The 17,031-nt window shown below is 60.1% G+C and carries 12 protein-coding genes; 1 reads left to right on the top strand and 11 read right to left on the bottom strand.

Going from position 1 to position 17,031, the window contains the following annotated elements:
* Positions 1-18: 18 nt before the first annotated feature.
* A complete protein-coding gene (locus KVG95_RS10690; RefSeq protein WP_217856305.1) occupies positions 19-2,556 on the bottom strand; it encodes a PAS domain-containing hybrid sensor histidine kinase/response regulator in 2,538 nt (845 codons plus the stop codon).
* 119 nt (positions 2,557-2,675) lie between these two features.
* Here KVG95_RS10690 and KVG95_RS10685 point away from each other — a divergent pair, with 119 nt between their 5' ends.
* A complete protein-coding gene (locus KVG95_RS10685) occupies positions 2,676-3,785 on the top strand; it encodes a PilT/PilU family type 4a pilus ATPase (protein ID WP_217856303.1) in 1,110 nt (369 codons plus the stop codon).
* A 123-nt stretch (positions 3,786-3,908) separates the two neighbouring features.
* Here KVG95_RS10685 and KVG95_RS10680 read toward each other — a convergent pair whose 3' ends face one another.
* The 10 genes from KVG95_RS10680 to KVG95_RS10635 all read right to left on the bottom strand — a co-directional run bounded on the left by KVG95_RS10680 (position 3,909) and on the right by KVG95_RS10635 (position 17,022).
* A complete protein-coding gene (locus tag KVG95_RS10680; protein WP_217856301.1) occupies positions 3,909-5,864 on the bottom strand; it encodes an acetoacetate--CoA ligase in 1,956 nt (651 codons plus the stop codon).
* Between the two features lie 146 nt (positions 5,865-6,010).
* Positions 6,011-6,784: a 3-hydroxybutyrate dehydrogenase gene (gene hbdH, locus KVG95_RS10675; protein ID WP_217856299.1), complete on the bottom strand. Its 774-nt coding sequence runs from the start codon at positions 6,782-6,784 to the stop codon at positions 6,011-6,013.
* 7 nt (positions 6,785-6,791) lie between these two features.
* Positions 6,792-8,183 carry a GntP family permease gene (locus tag KVG95_RS10670; RefSeq protein WP_217856297.1) on the bottom strand — a complete coding sequence of 464 codons (1,392 nt, stop codon included), beginning with the start codon at positions 8,181-8,183 and terminating at the stop codon, positions 6,792-6,794.
* Between the two features lie 283 nt (positions 8,184-8,466).
* The gene (locus tag KVG95_RS10665) at positions 8,467-9,882 is read right to left on the bottom strand and encodes a sigma-54 interaction domain-containing protein (protein WP_217856295.1); all 1,416 of its coding nucleotides are present in this window, start codon (positions 9,880-9,882) and stop codon (positions 8,467-8,469) included.
* A 148-nt stretch (positions 9,883-10,030) separates the two neighbouring features.
* On the bottom strand, positions 10,031-11,611 hold the full coding sequence (locus tag KVG95_RS10660; protein ID WP_217856292.1) for an ABC transporter ATP-binding protein: 1,581 nt from the start codon (positions 11,609-11,611) through the stop codon (positions 10,031-10,033).
* 26 nt (positions 11,612-11,637) lie between these two features.
* Positions 11,638-12,660, bottom strand: coding sequence for an ABC transporter permease (locus KVG95_RS10655; RefSeq protein WP_217856290.1), 1,023 nt, complete (start codon positions 12,658-12,660; stop codon positions 11,638-11,640).
* On the bottom strand, positions 12,660-13,721 hold the full coding sequence (locus KVG95_RS10650; RefSeq protein WP_217856288.1) for a microcin C ABC transporter permease YejB: 1,062 nt from the start codon (positions 13,719-13,721) through the stop codon (positions 12,660-12,662). Before KVG95_RS10650 ends, KVG95_RS10655 begins: the two co-directional genes overlap by 1 nt.
* Entirely contained in the window at positions 13,721-15,589 is a 1,869-nt protein-coding gene (locus tag KVG95_RS10645) for an extracellular solute-binding protein (RefSeq protein WP_217856286.1), read from the bottom strand. The genes KVG95_RS10650 and KVG95_RS10645 overlap by 1 nt, the downstream gene beginning before the upstream one ends.
* Before the next feature lie 135 nt (positions 15,590-15,724).
* Positions 15,725-16,006, bottom strand: a complete 282-nt coding sequence (locus tag KVG95_RS10640) for a peptidylprolyl isomerase (protein ID WP_007898306.1) — start codon at positions 16,004-16,006, stop codon at positions 15,725-15,727.
* 134 nt (positions 16,007-16,140) lie between these two features.
* Positions 16,141-17,022: an esterase/lipase family protein gene (locus KVG95_RS10635; protein WP_217856284.1), complete on the bottom strand. Its 882-nt coding sequence runs from the start codon at positions 17,020-17,022 to the stop codon at positions 16,141-16,143.
* Between the last annotated feature and the right edge of the window lie 9 nt (positions 17,023-17,031).

Raw genomic sequence — 17,031 nt, 5'->3', positions numbered from 1 at the left:
GCGCGATTATGCCTTAACTCAGTCCGCTTGGCCGATCATCGTGCGAATCTTGTTGGCCAACAGGTCTATGGAAAAGGGTTTGGCCACCATGTCCATGCCTTCTTCCAGGAAGCCCTGGCGTTCGGCGGCTTTCTCCGCATAACCGGTCATGAACAGCACCTTGAGATCCGGGCGATGCTGACGCGCGATTTCCGCCAGTTGCCGACCGTTCATCCCCGGCAGCCCGACATCGGTCACCAACAGATCGACCCGCAGGTCCGATTCCAGCAAGGGCAGGGCGGCCTTCGCGTCTTCGGCTTCATGGGCGTGATAACCCAACTCATTGAGCAGATCGAGCACCAGCATGCGCACCGCCGGATCGTCTTCCACCAACACCACGGTTTCACCGGCCACCGCTGCCGGTGTTTCGCCGGTGAGCGGCACCAGCGTGAGTTCCGGCACCGCGACGTGCAACCGTGGCAAATACAGGCGAACGCAGGTGCCCTGGCCCGGCAGGCTGTGAAGATTGACATGCCCGCCCGACTGCTGGGCGAAGCCATAGATCATTGATAGCCCAAGGCCGGTGCCCTGGCCGATGGGTTTGGTGGTGAAAAACGGGTCGAAAGCCTTGGCCAACACAGTCGGCGTCATGCCGGTGCCGTTGTCGCTAACGGCAATCATCAGGTAATCCCCGGCCCTGACCGGTTCCAGGGGGGTGATGTCGCTACCGTCGAGGTGAACGTTGGCGGTTTCGATCAGCAGCTCGCCGCCTTCGGGCATCGCATCCCGGGCATTGATAACGAGGTTGAGCAGGGCGTTTTCCAGTTGGCTGACGTCAGTGCTGACGGGCCAGACTTCATCGGCCAGCTGCATTTTGAGTTCGATATGGTCGCCCTTGGTCCGGCGGAATAAATCTTCCAGGGAATGCACCAGCTCGTTGGCATTGAGCGGCTTGCGATCCAGCGACTGACGCCGGGAGAACGCCAGCAGCCGATGGGTCAGGGCGGCGGCGCGGTGAGCCGAGGATACCGCGGCTTCGGTAAAACGACCGATCTCGGCGGCACGCCCGTCGGCGATGTAGCGCTGCATCAAATCGAGGCTGCCGATGATCCCGGTGAGCATGTTGTTGAAGTCATGGGCGATGCCGCCGGTGAGCTGTCCCACCGCCTCCATTTTCTGCGCATGGCGCAAGGCGTCTTCGGCGCGCTCGCGTTCGACCATCTCGTTTTGCAGTCGCTGGTTGGCTTCGGCCAATTGCTGAGTGCGGGCGCTGACGCGTTCTTCAAGGGTTTCGTTGAGGTTGCGCAGGGCTTCTTCGGTCTGTTTGCGCTCGGTCTCGTCGATCACGAAGATGTAGAAACCATTGACCGCGCCGTCCGCGCCATGACGGGGCAGGTAGTTCATCAAGGCCTGACGGTTGCTGCCGTCGCGGTGCGCGGCGCTGATGCTGAAACTGCAGGCCTTGCCTTTCAGTGCCTCGGCAATGTATTCGGCGCGCAGGGCATAGGCTTCATCGCCCAGCACTTCACGGACGGTGCGGCCGTAAAGCTCCTGGGGCGTCAGGCCGTACCATTCCAGGTAGGCGGCATTGTTGAGGCGAAAGCGCTCCTCGCTGTCGACGTAACTGATCAGGATCGGCATCGCGTTGATGATCAGTTGCAGCTCGGTCTGGCTCTGGCGCAAGGCCTGTTCGATGTGTTTGCGCTCGGTCAGGTCCAATGCGGCACCGAGGAAACGGATCGGTCGGCCATGATGATCCTTGTAGCAACGGCCCCGAGCAAACACCCAGCGCAGTTGGCCGTCGGCTTGCAGCAAGCGATATTCCTCGGCGTACTCGCTGCCATGGGTGATGCAGTGCTTGATGCTGCGGGCAATCATCGCGCGATCTTCCGGGTGCACACCGTGGAGGTATTCGCTGATGGGCAACTGGCTGGCCAGGCTTGCGTCGACGCCATGCAATTGGGCGAAGTGGGCATCGGCGATGAAACGGTCTTCGCCGATGTCCCAGTCCCAGGTGCCGACGGCATCGGTGGCGGCCAGCGCCAGTTGCAGGCGCTGCTCGGTTTCGTGCTGGGCCTTGAGACTGGCGGCGGAGCGTTGTTCGAGTTCCAGGGCGATGCGGCGGCGTTCGTTGGTTTCGATGGCCGTGACCAGAATCCCGGCGACCTCGGCGCTTTCATTGCGAATGGGGCTATAGGTCAAATCCAGCCAGAAGTCAGAATCCTCACCATCACGCTGCAAGGTAAAGCGCTGTTCGCTGTAGGTCCGCACCTGGCCCTGTAGGACGGCGCTGTAAATCGGGTCGGTGAAGTCTTTCAGTTCTGGCCAGATCAGGTGCGTCGGTTGTCCGAAAGCGTGTGGGTGCTTGCTGCCGGCGAGGAAGGCGAAACCGTCGTTGTAGATCTGCGTGAGCTGCGGGCCCCACAGCAACAGCATCGGCATGGGCGAGTGAATCACAATGTCCACGGCGGTGCGCAGGCTCTGCGGCCAGTGATCGGCGGCGCCCAAGGGGTTGTTTGTCCAGTCCAGTCGAGCAATCAAGGCCTGGGCGTCGCTGGCGGTCGGTGGTGCGTTCATTACAATGTCCTGCGCGTCAGTCGGTGTGGCGGCGTCTACTATCCTTGCATGGCGGTAGACGCTGGATGACCCGTTTTGGGTCATTTTTTCAATTGAATGCTTCGCGGGTGCTTTTTGCCATGGAAATCGATGCACTGTTGCAAATTCTGGCCAGCCGCAATGGCTCCGATCTTTACCTGTCCACGGGCGCGCCACCCAGCGCGCGATTCGACGGTGTGCTCAAACCCTTGGCCGAGCAACCGTTCAAGCCCGGAGAAATCGCGGCCATCGCGGCGTCCATCATGGACGCTGAACAGCGCCTGGAGTTCGATCGCGAACTGGAGATGAACCTGGCGCTTTCCCTGGCCGGCGTCGGACGCTTTCGGCTCAATATCTTCAAGCAGCGCAATGATGTGTCCATCGTGGCGCGCAACATCAAACTCGACATTCCACGCTTCGAAGACCTCAAACTGCCACCGGTGCTGCTCGAAACCGTGATGCTCAAACAAGGGCTGATATTGTTCGTCGGTTCGACCGGTTCGGGCAAGTCGACCTCGCTGGCGGCTCTGATCGATTACCGCAACCGCCACAGCAGCGGCCATATCATCACCATCGAAGACCCGGTCGAGTTTATCCATCGGCACAAGAAGTCGATCGTCAATCAACGTGAGGTTGGCGTCGACACCCGCAGTTTTCATGCAGCGTTGAAAAACACCCTGCGCCAGGCGCCAGACGTGGTGCTGATCGGCGAAATCCGTGACCGCGAGACTATGGAGCACGCGCTGGCGTTTGCCGATACCGGTCATCTGGTAATTTCCACTTTGCATGCGCACAACGCCAATCAGGCGCTAGACCGCGTGATCAACTTCTTTCCCGAAGAGCGCCGGACGCAACTGCTCCATGACCTGGGCAATAACCTCAAGGCCTTTGTTTCCCAGCGGCTAGTGCGGACCCGCGATGGGCAGCGCCGGGCGGCGGTGGAGGTGATGCTGGGAACGCCGACCATCGGCGACCTGATCCGGCGCAATGAGCTTTCCGAGCTCAAGGGGATTATGGAAAAGTCGTCAGAGGCGGGGATGCAGACGTTTGATGGGGCGCTGTTCGAACTGTTTGCCGAGGGCGCGATCGATGAGGCAGAGGCGTTGAAACATGCGGACTCGGTGAACAACTTGCGACTGCGCCTGAAAATGCACGCCGAGGCCACGCCCGGGCCCCATACACCGCCGGGAGAATGGGGATTGGTGGACTAGCGCTGACAACGACGATCAAATGTGGGAGCGGGCTTGCTCGCGAAAGCGGCCTATCAGACAACATCAATGTTGAATGTGAAATCGTCTTCGCGAGCAAGCCCGCTCCCACAGGGGATCTACGTTTCAATCGTTTAATTCAGGGCGGTCGCGAAACTGCTCCAGGGCCTCGGGATTGGCCAGTGCATCGGTATTATTCACCTTCTGGCCATGCACCACATTCCTCACTGCCAGCTCGACCACCTTGCCGCTGATGGTCCGTGGAATGTCCGTCACCGCGACTATCTTCGCCGGCACATGCCGTGGCGTGGTGTTGGCGCGGATGACCTGGCGAATCTGTTGTTGCAGCGCTTCGTCCAGCTCGACACCGTCGCGCAACTTCACGAACAGCACCACTCGCACGTCATCCTGCCATTGCTGGCCGATGGCGACGCTGTCCAGCACCTGCGGGACTTTCTCCACCTGACGATAGATTTCCGCCGTGCCGATGCGCACGCCACCGGGGTTGAGCACCGCATCCGAGCGACCGTGGATCAGCATCCCTCCATGGGGCAGTTGCTCGGCGTAATCGCCCTGGGCCCAGACGCCGGGGAACAGGCTGAAATAGGACTTTCGCAGTTTCTCCCCGTCAGGGTCATGCCACAGGCCGATAGGCATGGCCGGAAAATGGCGGGTACACACCAGCTCGCCTTTTTCCCCGATCACCGGCTGCCCGGCGTCGTTCCAGACTTCGACCGCCATGCCCAGGCTCTTGCACTGCATCTCGCCACGGCGCACCGGCAGCACCGGATTGCCGATCACAAAGCACGAAACGATGTCGGTGCCGCCGGACATCGAGGACAGGCACAGGTCGGACTTGAACGCGCGATAGACGTAATCGAAGCTTTGCGGGGACAGCGCGGAACCGGTGGACAGCACGGTTTTCAGGCTGCTCAGGTCATGACTTTCGCACGGCTTCACGCCATTGCTTTCCAGCGCGGTGAGGAACTTGGGACTGGTGCCGAAGACGTTGATGCGTTCGTCGTCGATCAGATCGATCAAGCGCTCCGGACCTGGATGAAACGGCGAGCCGTCGTAAAGCACCACGGCGCTGCCGACTGCCAGGGCCGAGACCAGCCAGTTCCACATCATCCAGCCGCACGTTGTGTAATAGAACAAGCGGTCGCCGGGGCCGAGATCAGTGTGCAGGCCATGTTCCTTGACATGTTGCAGCAGCACGCCGCCGGTGCTGTGAACAATGCACTTTGGCACGCCGGTGGTGCCGCTGGAGTAGAGGATGTACAGCGGATGAGCGAAGGGCACGGGAACGAATTGCGGCTCGCCGCCCGGGTCGTAGAAATCGTCCCACAGCGTCACGTTGGCCTGGCTACGGAAGTCTTCGATGCGCGCCCGGGGTCGTGCGTAAGGCACAACGATCAACTGTTGCAAGGACGGCAGTTGCCCGAGGATTTCGTTGATCTTGACGGTCTGATCGATCTCTTTGCCGGCGTAGCGGTAACCAGCGCAGGTGATCAGCACTTTCGGCTCGATCTGGCCGAAGCGGTCGATCACCCCGTGGGTACCGAAGTCGGGGGATGAACAAGACCAGATCGCGCCCAGACTGGTGGTGGCGAGCATCGCCACCAGGGTTTGCCAGGTGTTTGGCATGCACGCGGCTACTCGGTCGCCGAGGCCGACACCGGCGGCTATCAGGCCGTTTTGAAAACCCGCGACATGGCTCGCCAGTTCGACCCAGGTCAGGTGTTCCCGTTGGCCGTTTTCACCGATGGCCACTACCGCCACGGCATCGTCGCGACGACGTAGCAGGTGCTCGGCGAAGTTCAGCGTGGCGCCGGGGAACCACTGGGCGCTGGGCATTTGTGCGCCCTCAATCAGCACCGTGTCTGGCTGATTGTGAAAACGAATGTCGAAAAAATCGACGATGGCCTGCCAGAAGGCTTCCCGCTGATCGATGCTCCACTGGTGCAGGGCAGGGTAGTTGGCGATCTCAAGGGCATGTCGCTGATTGACGAAGCGCCGGAAGGCCTCCATGCGGGTCTTGCCGATGCGCTCGGTGCCGGGTTGCCAGAGGATGTCGGACATGGCTTGGCCTCTTTTTCTTATGTGTACACAGTCTACTGTGGCGAGGGAGCTTGCTCCCGCTGGACAGCGAAGCTGTCCCAAAACCGATTTACGACTGCTTCGCAGCCGAACGGGAGCAAGCTCCCTCGCCACAGGTTACCGGTGGTTCATTGCGCCAACCACCCACCATCAATATTCCACGCAGCGCCACGCACCTGGCTACCGGCCTCGCTGCATAAAAACAGCACCAACTCACCCAGCTGCGGCGGCGTCACGAATTCCAGCGACGGCTGCTTTTCGGCCAGCAAATCATGTTGCGCCTGCTGCGAGTCGATCCCGGTTGCGGCGCGATCATCGATCTGCTTCTGCACCAGTGGCGTCAGCACCCAACCCGGGCAGATGGCGTTGCAGGTGACGTTCGTCGTAGCGGTTTCCAGACCGACCACTTTGGTCAGACCGATCACACCATGCTTGGCCGCGACGTACGCCGCCTTGCCCACCGAACCGACCTGGCCATGCACCGAAGCGATGTTGATGATCCGTCCCCAGCCTTTGGTACGCATACCTGGCAGGCTCAAACGGGTGCTATGGAACACCGACGACAGGTTGATCGCAATGATCGAGTCCCAGCGCTCCACCGGAAAATTTTCCACCGACGCCACGTGCTGGATCCCCGCATTGTTGACCAGGATATCCACGCCACCGAACTCACGCTCGGCGTACTCGATCATGTCGGCGATCTGCGCCGGGTCGCTGACATCGGCCGGGTGATGACCAACCTTGCCGCCGAATTGTTCGACTTCGGCAATCACCCTGGATGCATCGCCGAAACCGTTGAGGATCAGATTGGCGCCAGCCTTGGCCAGGCTCAGGGCGATCCCCAGACCGATGCCGCTGGTGGAACCGGTGACCAGTGCGGTCTTGCCCGAAAGAGTCGTCATGAATACCTCACACAATGCCAGTGGCGTAGAAAGTACCGATCACCACAAAAACAGCGAGTGTCTTGATCAGCGTAATACAGAAAATGTCTTTGTAGGCCTCGCGGTGGGTCAAACCGGTAACCGCCAGCAAAGTAATCACCGCGCCGTTGTGCGGCAGGGTGTCCATGCCGCCACTGGCCATCGCGGCGACCCGGTGCAGCACTTCCAGCGGAATATTGGCGGCATGGGCGGCGCTGATGAACGTCTCGGACATCGCCGCGAGGGCAATGCTCATGCCGCCCGACGCCGAACCGGTGATGCCGGCCAGCAGGGTCACGGTAATCGCTTCGTTGACCAGCGGGTTGGGAATGCTTTTGAGCCAGCCGGACAGCACCAGAAAACCCGGTAGCGATGCGATCACTGCACCGAAACCGTATTCCGACGCGGTGTTCATCGCCGCCAGCAGCGCGCCGCTGACCGCACTTTTACTGCCTTCGGCCAACTTGCCGCGAATCGTCTGAAAGGCGAACACCAGCACCATGACGATGCCTACCAGCAAGGCTGCCTGGACCGCCCAGATCGCCGTCAGTTTGGCGATGTCGGTGGTCACCGGTGCTGCCATGCCTGGCAACGAGAGACTGTGAGTCTTGCCGTACCACAGCGGAATCCAGCGGGTGAACAGCAGGTTCATCAAGCCCACCATCAACAGCGGCGAGAGCGCGATCCACGGGTTGGGTAGCTTGATGTCCGGCGCGGTTTCCGGCTCGTTGCGCAGCTCGGAACCATAACCCTCACCCCTGCGCTGGGCCTTGTTGCGCTGGCTCTGAAGGAACAGCATGCCGGCGCAGAACACGAAAATCGTGCCGATCACACCCAGCCACGGTGCCGCCCAGGCGGTGGTGTTGAAGAAGGTGCTAGGGATGATGTTCTGGATCTGCGGCGTGCCGGGCAGGGCGTCCATGGTGAACGAAAACGCGCCGAGGGCGATGGTCGCCGGGATCAGGCGCTTGGGAATATTGCTCTGGCGGAACATCTCGGCGGCAAACGGGTAGACCGCAAACACCACTACAAACAGTGACACGCCGCCGTAAGTGAGCAGGGCGCAGACCAGCACGATCACCAGCATCGCCTGGCGAGTGCCGAGCAAGCGAATTGCCGCTGCGACGATGGAGCGGGAGAAACCCGACAACTCGATCAGCTTGCCGAACACGGCACCGAGCAGGAACACCGGGAAATACAGTTTGACGAAGCCGACCATTTTTTCCATGAACACCCCGGTGAAGACTGGGGCAACGGCGGAAGGGTCGGTGAGCAGGACGGCGCCGAGGGCGGCGATCGGGGCAAAGAGGATAACGCTGTAGCCACGGTAAGCAGCCACCATCAGCAGCGTAAGAGCTGCCAAGGCAATGATCACACTCATGGTGTGTCTCCTGGATTGTTATTTTTGTAGGTGAAGCTTTGTATGAAGGGCTATAGCGAGTTTCGTGCCAGAAGTTAAGCTATTGAAATTTAAAGGGATTATTTGGTTTTGAGAGGGTTGTTCGAGTTTTTGTCTCTGTATTGAGATTTTTGATGGCTGGGCTGACGCTTTCGCGGGCAAGCCTCGCTCCTACGGATTGGGATTATTCGTACAATTGCATCACCTGTAGGAGCGAGGCTTGCCCGCGAAGAGGCCCTATCTACCAATAGAGATCAACGTCTCTTTATGGAGACTCTGCAATCCCCAACGCCACCATCTTCTTGTACAACGTCGACCGCCCCAACCCCAACCGCGCCGCTGCTTCGATAACCTTTCCGCCGCATTGCGCGAGGGCGGATTCAATCAATTGCCGATCAAACCGTTCGCGAGCCTCACTGAAGGTTTCATGGGCAACCGGCTCAATGGCTTGGGGCGCCACACGCTGCACCGGCGTAAAACTGCCAATCGCCGCGCGGATATCTGCCGCATTCAGCATCAAATCATCACTGAGCAACGCCGCGCGTTCCAGCACGTTACGCAGTTCGCGGATGTTCCCTGGCCAGGCGTGTTGACCCAACAAATCCAGGGCTTCGGCGTTCAGTTCGTGCTGACTGCGCAGCTCCTCGAGGATCGCTTCGCTGAGGGCCGGCAGGTCATCAAGGCGATCACGCAGGGGCGGGACCTGAATCGGCAGCACGTTGAGGCGGTAATACAAATCGGCGCGAAACTCGCCGCGTTTGATCGCCGCTTCCAGATCGGTGGAGGTGGCTGCGATCACCCGCACATCGCTCTGGATCACTTCGTTGGAGCCCACCGGCTCGAATTCCTTTTCCTGCAAAACTCGCAGCAACTTGCTTTGCAGCGGCAGCGGCATGTCGCCGATCTCGTCGAGAAACAGCGTGCCGCCCTGAGCGATTTGCAACTTGCCGGTGCGGCCCTTGCGATCGGCGCCGGTGAATGCACCGGGGGCGGTGCCAAAGAACTCGGCTTCCAGCAGCGACTCGGGGATCGCCGCGCTGTTGATACTGACGAAGGCCTTGTGCGCCCGAGGCGAGGCGCCGTGGATCGCCTGGGCCAGCAACTCCTTGCCGGTACCGGTTTCGCCCAGCAGCAACACCGGAGACTCGGCGCTGGCGCTGCGCCTGGCGCGGCGTTTGACGTCCAGGCTGGCGGCGCTGGTGCCGATGAAATGGGCGAAGTTGTATTTGGTCTGCCGTGCCCGCAGCAGTGAGCGGGTCGATGCCAGTTCTTCCTGCATGCTCAGGTAGCGCTTGAGCATCGGCGACAGGCTGCGCAATTCATCGAACAGGGCAAAACCGATGGCACCGATCACCGCGCCGGCATCGTCGTGAATCGGCAGGCGCATCACCACCAGCGGTTCCTTGGGGGTGTCCTGCATGTCTAGCAGGATGGGTCGTCCGGTGCGCACCACGTCGCGCAACAGGCTGCCGGGGATCACGCTTTCACAGGCCCTGCCGATCGCACCTTCGGCCGATTCGAGGCCGAAACGCCGGGCATAACGCTCATTCATCCAGACGATGTTCGCGTCGCGGTCGACAATCACCGTGCCTTCACTCGATTGCTCGATGATTTCGAACAGCGAACGGATCGCCAGGGTGCGAACGCGCTGGTAGTCCTTGAGGCTTTCGGTGGTGTTCATCGGTGTCATATCCAGAATGTGTGGTGTTGTTATGGGCGTCTTCGCGAGCAAGCCCGCTCCCACATTTGAATTGAGGTGTTAATGCGATCCAATGTGGGAGCGGGCTTGCTCGCGAAGGCCGCGACACGGTCCAACGACATGACGCCGATTATGCCCACCCCGGACGCGCCGCCGCCAACAGCTCTTTGGTATAGGGATGCTGCGGCGAGTCGAACACGTCGTGGCTGGCACCGCTTTCCACCACTCTGCCTTCCTTGATCACGATCATGTCGTGGGCCAGGGCGCGAATCACCGCCAGGTCGTGACTAATGAACAGGTAGGTCAGGCCATGTTTCTCCTGAAGCTGGCGCAGCAGGGCGACCACTTGTTTTTGTACCGTGCGATCCAACGCCGAGGTCGGTTCGTCGAGCAGGATCAGCGCCGGTTTCAGTACCAGTGCGCGGGCAATGGCGATGCGCTGGCGCTGGCCGCCGGAGAATTCGTGCGGGTAGCGATGACGGCTTTGCGGGTCGAGGCCGACTTCTTCAAGCACCCGGATCACCTGGGCTTCGCATTCGTCCGGGGTGGACTGGCTGTGCACCTCAAGTCCTTCACTGATGATCTGCGCCACCGACATCCGCGGGCTGAGACTGCCGAAGGGATCCTGGAACACCACCTGCATCTTCTTGCGCCACGGTCGCAGCTGCTTTTGTGTCAAGCCATCCAGCACCTCACCCTGAAAGCGAATGCTGCCTTCGGAGTCGAGCAAGCGCAGGATCGCCTGACCAAGCGTGGACTTGCCCGAACCGGACTCGCCGACGATGCCCAACGTCTTGCCGCGCTGGACGTTCAGGCTGATGCCATCCACCGCGCGCAGGTAGGTTTTACGCTGAAACAGGCCACCACCGATGACGAACTGCACCTGCAAATTATCCACTTCCAGCACCTTTTCACGCTCGTCCCGGGGCAGGGCTTCACCTTCCGGTTCGGCGTTCAGCAGCACGCAGCTGTAAGGGTGTTTCGGCTCAGTGAACAGTGTTTCGCAGGGTGCCTGCTCGACGATTTCCCCGGCGTGCATCACACACACTCGCTGAGCAATGCTGCGCACCAGATTGAGGTCGTGGCTGATCAGCAGCAGCGACATGCCGAGCCTCCGTTGCAGGGATTTGAGCAACAGCAGGATCTTGCGCTGCACTGTCACATCCAGCGCAGTGGTCGGCTCATCGGCGATCAGCAATTCCGGCTCGCAGGCCAGGGCCATGGCGATCATCACCCGTTGCCGTTGACCGCCGGACAGTTGATGGGGATAGGCCTTGAGCCGCTCTTCGGGCTTCTGGATGCCCACCAGTTGCAGCAACTCGAGAATCCGCGCTTGCGCCGCTTTGCCGCCCAGTCCTTTATGCAGCAACAGGGTTTCGCCAATTTGTTTTTCGATGTTGTGCAGAGGGTTGAGGGAGCTCATCGGCTCCTGAAAAATCATCGCGATCCGGTTGCCGCGCAGCTCGCGCAAAGTCTTGATGTCAGCGCCGATCAATTCCTGGCCGCGATAGCGAATGCTACCAGTGGTTTCAGTGCCGGTCTCGGGCAGCAGTTGCAGGATCGAGTGGGCGGTCACCGATTTGCCGCAACCCGACTCGCCGACCAACGCCAGGCACTCGCCGGGGCGGATGTCCAGGCACAGGTTGCGCACCACGGTCTGGCCGCTGAAGGCCACGGAGAGGTCACGGATTTCGATCAGGTTGTCACTCATATCAACGGTCCGCTTCATGATCGTGATCAAGATCTAGGGTCAAAGGCATCACGTAATGCCTCGCCAATGAACACCAGTAAAGAAAGAATCAGCGCCAGGGTGAAAAACGCTGTGAGACCCAGCCACGGTGCCTGCAGGTTCTGCTTGCCTTGACCGATCAATTCACCCAGCGATGCACTGCCGGCGGGCATGCCGAAGCCGAGAAAATCCAGCGCCGTGAGAGTGGAAATCGCCCCGGTCAAAATGAACGGCAAATAACTCAGGGTGGCGTTCATGGCGTTGGGCAGAATGTGCCGCACGATTACCTTGCGATCGGTCAGCCCCAGCGCACGGGCGGCCTTGACGTATTCCAGGTTGCGCCCGCGCAGGAACTCGGCGCGCACTACGTCTACCAGCGCCAGCCAGGAAAACAGCGCCATGATCCCCAGCAGCCACCAGAAATTCGGCTCGACGAAGCCCGACAGAATGATCAGCAGGTACAGCACCGGCAGCCCCGACCAGACCTCCAGCAAACGCTGGCCGAGCAGGTCGACCCAGCCGCCGTAATAGCCTTGCAGCGCACCGGCGGCGATGCCGATCAACGCACTGATGAAGGTCAGCGCCAGCGCGAACAGAATCGACACCCGTGCCCCGAAAATCACCCGGGCCAACACGTCCCGGGCCTGATCGTCGGTGCCCAGCCAGTTGACCTTCGATGGTGGACTCGGCGCCGGTTGATTGAGGTCGTAATTGGGCGTGTCGTCGCTGAACGGGATCGGCGGAAACAGCATCCAGCCGCCGTCCTTGTGAATCAGCTTTTGCACGTATTCGCTGCGGTAGTCGGCCTGAAACGGCAATTGCCCGCCGAACTCCTGTTCGGTGTGGCGTTTGAATGCCGGAAGGTACAGCGAGCCCTGATAACTGACCATCAGCGGTTTGTCGTTGGCGATCAGCTCGCCGCCCAGGGTCAACAGGAACAGGCCGATAAACAACCACAGCGACCACCAGCCCCGGCGGTTTTTCTTGAAGCGCTCGAAACGGCGACGGCCCAACGGCGAGAGCTTGAACATCAGGCATTCCTCGCGGCGAAGTCGATGCGTGGGTCGACCAGGGTGTAGCAGAGGTCGCCGATGAGTTTTATCAGCAGGCCGAACAAGGTGAAGATGAACAGCGAACCGAACACCACTGGATAGTCCCGTGATACTGCGGCTTCGTAACTCATGCGCCCCAGGCCATCGAGGGAAAAAATCACTTCGATCAGCAGCGAGCCGGCGAAGAAGACGCTGATGAAAGCCTGGGGGATTCCCGACACCACCAACAGCATCGCGTTGCGAAACACATGGCCGTAAAGCACCCGGCGTTCGCTCAAGCCCTTGGCTCGGGCGGTGACCACGTATTGGCGGGTGATTTCATTGAGGAAGGAATTCTTGGTGAGGATCGTCAGCGTAGCGAAACCGCCAACCACCAGCGCCGTCACCGGCAGCACCAGGTGCCAGAAGTAGTCGGTGATTTTGCCCAGGGTCGACAGTGATTCGAAATTGTCCGAGACCAGGCCGCGCACCGGGAACCAGTTCAACGAGGTACCGCCGGCGAAGATCACGATCAGGAACATCGCGAACAGGAACGCCGGCATCGCATAACCGATGATGATCGCGGTGCTGCTCCAGATATCGAAATGGCTGCCGTGATGCACAGCCTTGCGGATGCCCAGAGGGATCGACACCAGGTAGGTGATCAACGTGGCCCAGAGCCCGAGGGAAATGGTTACCGGCATCTTTTCCAGAATCAGGTCGGTGACGGTGGCGCCACGGAAAAAACTCTTGCCGAAGTCGAGGCGGGCGTAACTCTTGAGCATCAGCCACAGACGTTCCGGCGCCGGCTTATCGAAGCCATATTGCTTTTCGATCTCCTTGATCAACTGCGGATCGAGCCCGCGACTGGCACGCGAACTGCCCTGCACGGCGTCGCTGGAACCGCCGCCGACACTCGCGCCGCCGATGCCTTGCAACTGCGCGATGGCCTGTTCCACCGGGCCGCCGGGTGCAGCCTGGACGATAACGAAATTGACCAGAAGAATGATCACCAGTGTCGGAATGATCAGCAGCAAGCGCCGCAATACGTAAGCCCACATTAGTGCGGCCCTCCGGGTTTGCCGCGTTTGATGAGCTCGGCAGTCATCTGTTGGTTGGTCAGCGGGGTGGAGCTCACTTGCCACCAACTCTCGATGGCTTCGTCATTGCTCGCTTGCACAGAGGGAATGCCAAAGCGGTTCCACCATACAGTCGAGCTGCCCGGCGGGTAATAATTGGGAATCCAGTAGAAGTTCCATTGCAGGACGCGGTCCAGGGCGTGGGCGTAGCGCAGCATGTCAGCTTGGGTGGTGGCGCGGACCAGGCCGTTGACCAGCGTGTCGACCGCCGGGTTCTTCAGCACCATGTAGTTGTTGGAACCAGGATCGTTGGCCGCCGCCGAGCCAAAATAGTTGTACAACTCGTTGCCCGGCGAAGTGGTGACCGGGTAGCCGGTGACGATCATGTCGTAATCCCGGGACATCAAGCGGTTTACGTACTGGGAAGCGTCGATGTGGCGAATATTCATGTCGATGCCGATTTGTTTCAGGGTGCGCTTGTAAGGCAGCAGCAATCGGTCCATGCCGTTCTGGCTGATCAGGAAGGTGAAGCTCAGCGGTTGGCCTTGGGCATTGACCAGTTGATCGCCATCGGGTTTCCAGCCGGCCTGTTCGAGCAGGTCCAGGGCTTGCAACTGTTTATCGCGGATCACGCCGCTGCCATCGGTTTTCGGCGCTTCGAAGACTTGGGTAAAGACTTCGTCGGGGATCTGTCCGCGTAGCGGTTCGAGGATCGCCTGTTCACCTGCGTCGGGCAGCTGCCGGGCTGCAAGGTCAGTATTGGAAAAGTAGCTCTGCTGGCGGATGTAGAGGTCGCGCATCATTTGCCGGTTGCTCCACTCGAAATCCCAGAGCATGGCCAGGGCCTTGCGCACTCGGCGGTCCTGGAACATCGGGTTTTGCAGGTTGAACACAAACCCCTGGGCCGTTTGCGGTGCCTCTTTGGCCAAGTGGGCTTTTTGCAGGCGACCGTCGTTCAGGGCAGGGCTGTCGTAGCCGATGGAATAGGCGGTGGCGGAGAATTCGCGGTTGTAGTCATAGGCGCCGCCACGCAACACCTGACGGGCAACGTCGGTATCGCCGAAGTACTCGATGCTGAAATGATCGAAATTGTAGAGGCCGCGGCTGACCGGTAAATCCTTGCCCCACCAGTCGGCGTTACGTTCGAAGGTGATGCTGCGCCCGGAGTCGATTTTACTCACGCGGTACGGCCCGCTGCCCAGCGGTGGCTCGTAACCACCGCCGCTGGCAAAGTTGCGGGTTTTCCACCAGTGCTCGGGGAATACCGGCAAGGTCGCGAGGTCCAGGGGCAGGGTACGGTTTTCGTTGCTCTTGAAGTCGAACCGAACGGTGAGTGGTGACTCCACTTCGACGCCTTTGACATCGGCGAATTGCGTGCGATAGCGCAAGCTGCCTTGGGTCATCAGCAGATTGAAGGTGTAGCGCACGTCTTCGGCGGTGATCGGCTTGCCGTCGGCGAAACGGGCCTTCGGATTCAGATAGAAGCGCAGAGACAGTCCGTCATCGGAACGCTCCATCTGTTGGGCGACCAAGCCGTAAACGGTATAGGGCTCGTCCAGCGAGCGCTGGGCCAGGGGCGAGTAGATCAAACCGTCGATCTGCGTGACACCCGTGCCCTTGTCGATGTACGGCAGGATATGGTCGAAATGGCCAATTTCCATCGCCGAGCGACGCATCGTGCCGCCCTTGGGCGCTTGCGGGTTGGTGTAGGCGAAGTGGCTGAAGCCAGCGGGATACTTCGCCGGTTCACCGTACACGGTCAACGCATGTTGCGGTGCAGCGTTCACACCGGCGGCGCCCAATAACAGGGCCACGGCAGTGAACAACAAAGTGGGGAAAACCAGTCGCATTGTCAGCCTTAGAGCCGGGTGGTCGATAACCACAATTTGTACGCTAGCGGCGCGTCCCTCGCCAGCCGTATCACGTAACGAAAACACAACGGCCCACCAAAAGGCGGGCCGTTATGCAGCAAACTCAAGGGTTGATCAGTCCTGACGGCTGGTCACTTCCAGCAGGTGGTAACCGAACTGGGTCTTGACCGGGCCTTGCACCACGTTGATCGGTGCGCTGAAGACCACGGTATCGAATTCCTTGACCATCTGGCCTGGACCGAACGAACCCAAGTCACCGCCCTGGCGGCTGGACGGGCAGCTGGAGTTGGCTTTAGCGACTTCGGCGAAGTCGGCACCGGCCTCGATCTGGGCTTTGAGTTCGTTGCACTTTTCTTCGCTGGAAACCAGGATGTGACGGGCAGTAGCTTTGGCCATGGGAAAATACTCCATTCAATGTTCAATAAAGTGCGGAGCCTACCGGATTCAGTGGGCTATTTCTCTCTCAAAGTTCCGTGAATATCAATTCCGTGGATATCAGTTCCGTCTATCGCGTGGCATCAAGACATTGCTTAAAGGCCGGCATTTCTCAAGCGTTCGGCATGCTGTACGTACAGGGCGATCGGGTCGATGCCCTTGCGGACCTTACCGGTTGTCTGGCCGAGGCTATCTAGATGATCCAGCGGATAGTCTGAACGGATCACTTTCCCCAAATGGGCGCTGAATCGGCCGACCATGCCGTCATTCTGTTCGGCTTCGGTGGTGAAATAGTGGGAGAAGGCCCGCAGGAATCCGTGCAGCGGATTGAGTGCATGGAGCCCCTCATCGAGAATGTTGCCCTGCAGGATGCCGCTCCAGGAATAGTAGCGCACGCCGTTCACCAATTCGCGACCCTTGCCGCCCCAGGTTTTCGGTAACCCTTGAGGGTACTTGTCGTTGAAGGCGCCGACGCCTTCGGTGGTCAGTGCATTGAGGGCGGCGATGGCGTTCTGAGGCAGGTGTCGGCTGCCACTGAGCAACGACAGGAAGTCGGCGAACAGGGTGGCCACCGCTCCGGCGACTTGTTCCGGCAGGCGCCCGGGTGTCAGCGCCTTGCGCAGGAAATCGGCCAGTTCCGAGCCATGGTTCGGCCCGCTGACCGATGTCACCGAAGCGACCGCCTCCGGCGCCAGCGCCCCCGCATACCGTGCCGCCAGTGCCCCCTGACTGTGACCGATCAGGTTGACTTTGCTTGCACCGGTTCCTTGCAATACCCGGTCAATCTGCGCCAACAGTTGTTCGCCGCGGGTTTCATTACTGTGGGTGGCTGACAGGTGTGGGATGAAAACTCTTGCGCCTGCGTTTCTCAGGGCCAGTTTGACGTCATGGAAAAGCTCCAGGTTGCCGATGCGATCGAAGCCGAAGAGCCCGTGCACCAGCAGGATTGGATAGTGAGTGGTCGCATTCCGTAGCATGTACATTCC

This window comes from Pseudomonas farris (assembly GCF_019145235.1).
In the GTDB taxonomy this organism is placed as follows: Bacteria; Pseudomonadota; Gammaproteobacteria; order Pseudomonadales; family Pseudomonadaceae; genus Aquipseudomonas; species Aquipseudomonas farris.
The sequence above is the reverse complement of the archived record's forward strand: the minus strand, read 5'-3'. Positions and strand labels throughout refer to the sequence as shown.

Coding starts and splice junctions, on each gene's coding strand:
- KVG95_RS10690 (WP_217856305.1), bottom strand. CDS start 2,556: ATGAACGCACCACCGACCGCCAGCGACGCCCAGGCCTTGATTGCTCGA.
- KVG95_RS10685 (WP_217856303.1), top strand. CDS start 2,676: ATGGAAATCGATGCACTGTTGCAAATTCTGGCCAGCCGCAATGGCTCC.
- KVG95_RS10680 (WP_217856301.1), bottom strand. CDS start 5,864: ATGTCCGACATCCTCTGGCAACCCGGCACCGAGCGCATCGGCAAGACC.
- hbdH (WP_217856299.1), bottom strand. CDS start 6,784: ATGACGACTCTTTCGGGCAAGACCGCACTGGTCACCGGTTCCACCAGC.
- KVG95_RS10670 (WP_217856297.1), bottom strand. CDS start 8,183: ATGAGTGTGATCATTGCCTTGGCAGCTCTTACGCTGCTGATGGTGGCT.
- KVG95_RS10665 (WP_217856295.1), bottom strand. CDS start 9,882: ATGAACACCACCGAAAGCCTCAAGGACTACCAGCGCGTTCGCACCCTG.
- KVG95_RS10660 (WP_217856292.1), bottom strand. CDS start 11,611: ATGAGTGACAACCTGATCGAAATCCGTGACCTCTCCGTGGCCTTCAGC.
- KVG95_RS10655 (WP_217856290.1), bottom strand. CDS start 12,660: ATGTTCAAGCTCTCGCCGTTGGGCCGTCGCCGTTTCGAGCGCTTCAAG.
- KVG95_RS10650 (WP_217856288.1), bottom strand. CDS start 13,721: ATGTGGGCTTACGTATTGCGGCGCTTGCTGCTGATCATTCCGACACTG.
- KVG95_RS10645 (WP_217856286.1), bottom strand. CDS start 15,589: ATGCGACTGGTTTTCCCCACTTTGTTGTTCACTGCCGTGGCCCTGTTA.
- KVG95_RS10640 (WP_007898306.1), bottom strand. CDS start 16,006: ATGGCCAAAGCTACTGCCCGTCACATCCTGGTTTCCAGCGAAGAAAAG.
- KVG95_RS10635 (WP_217856284.1), bottom strand. CDS start 17,022: ATGCTACGGAATGCGACCACTCACTATCCAATCCTGCTGGTGCACGGG.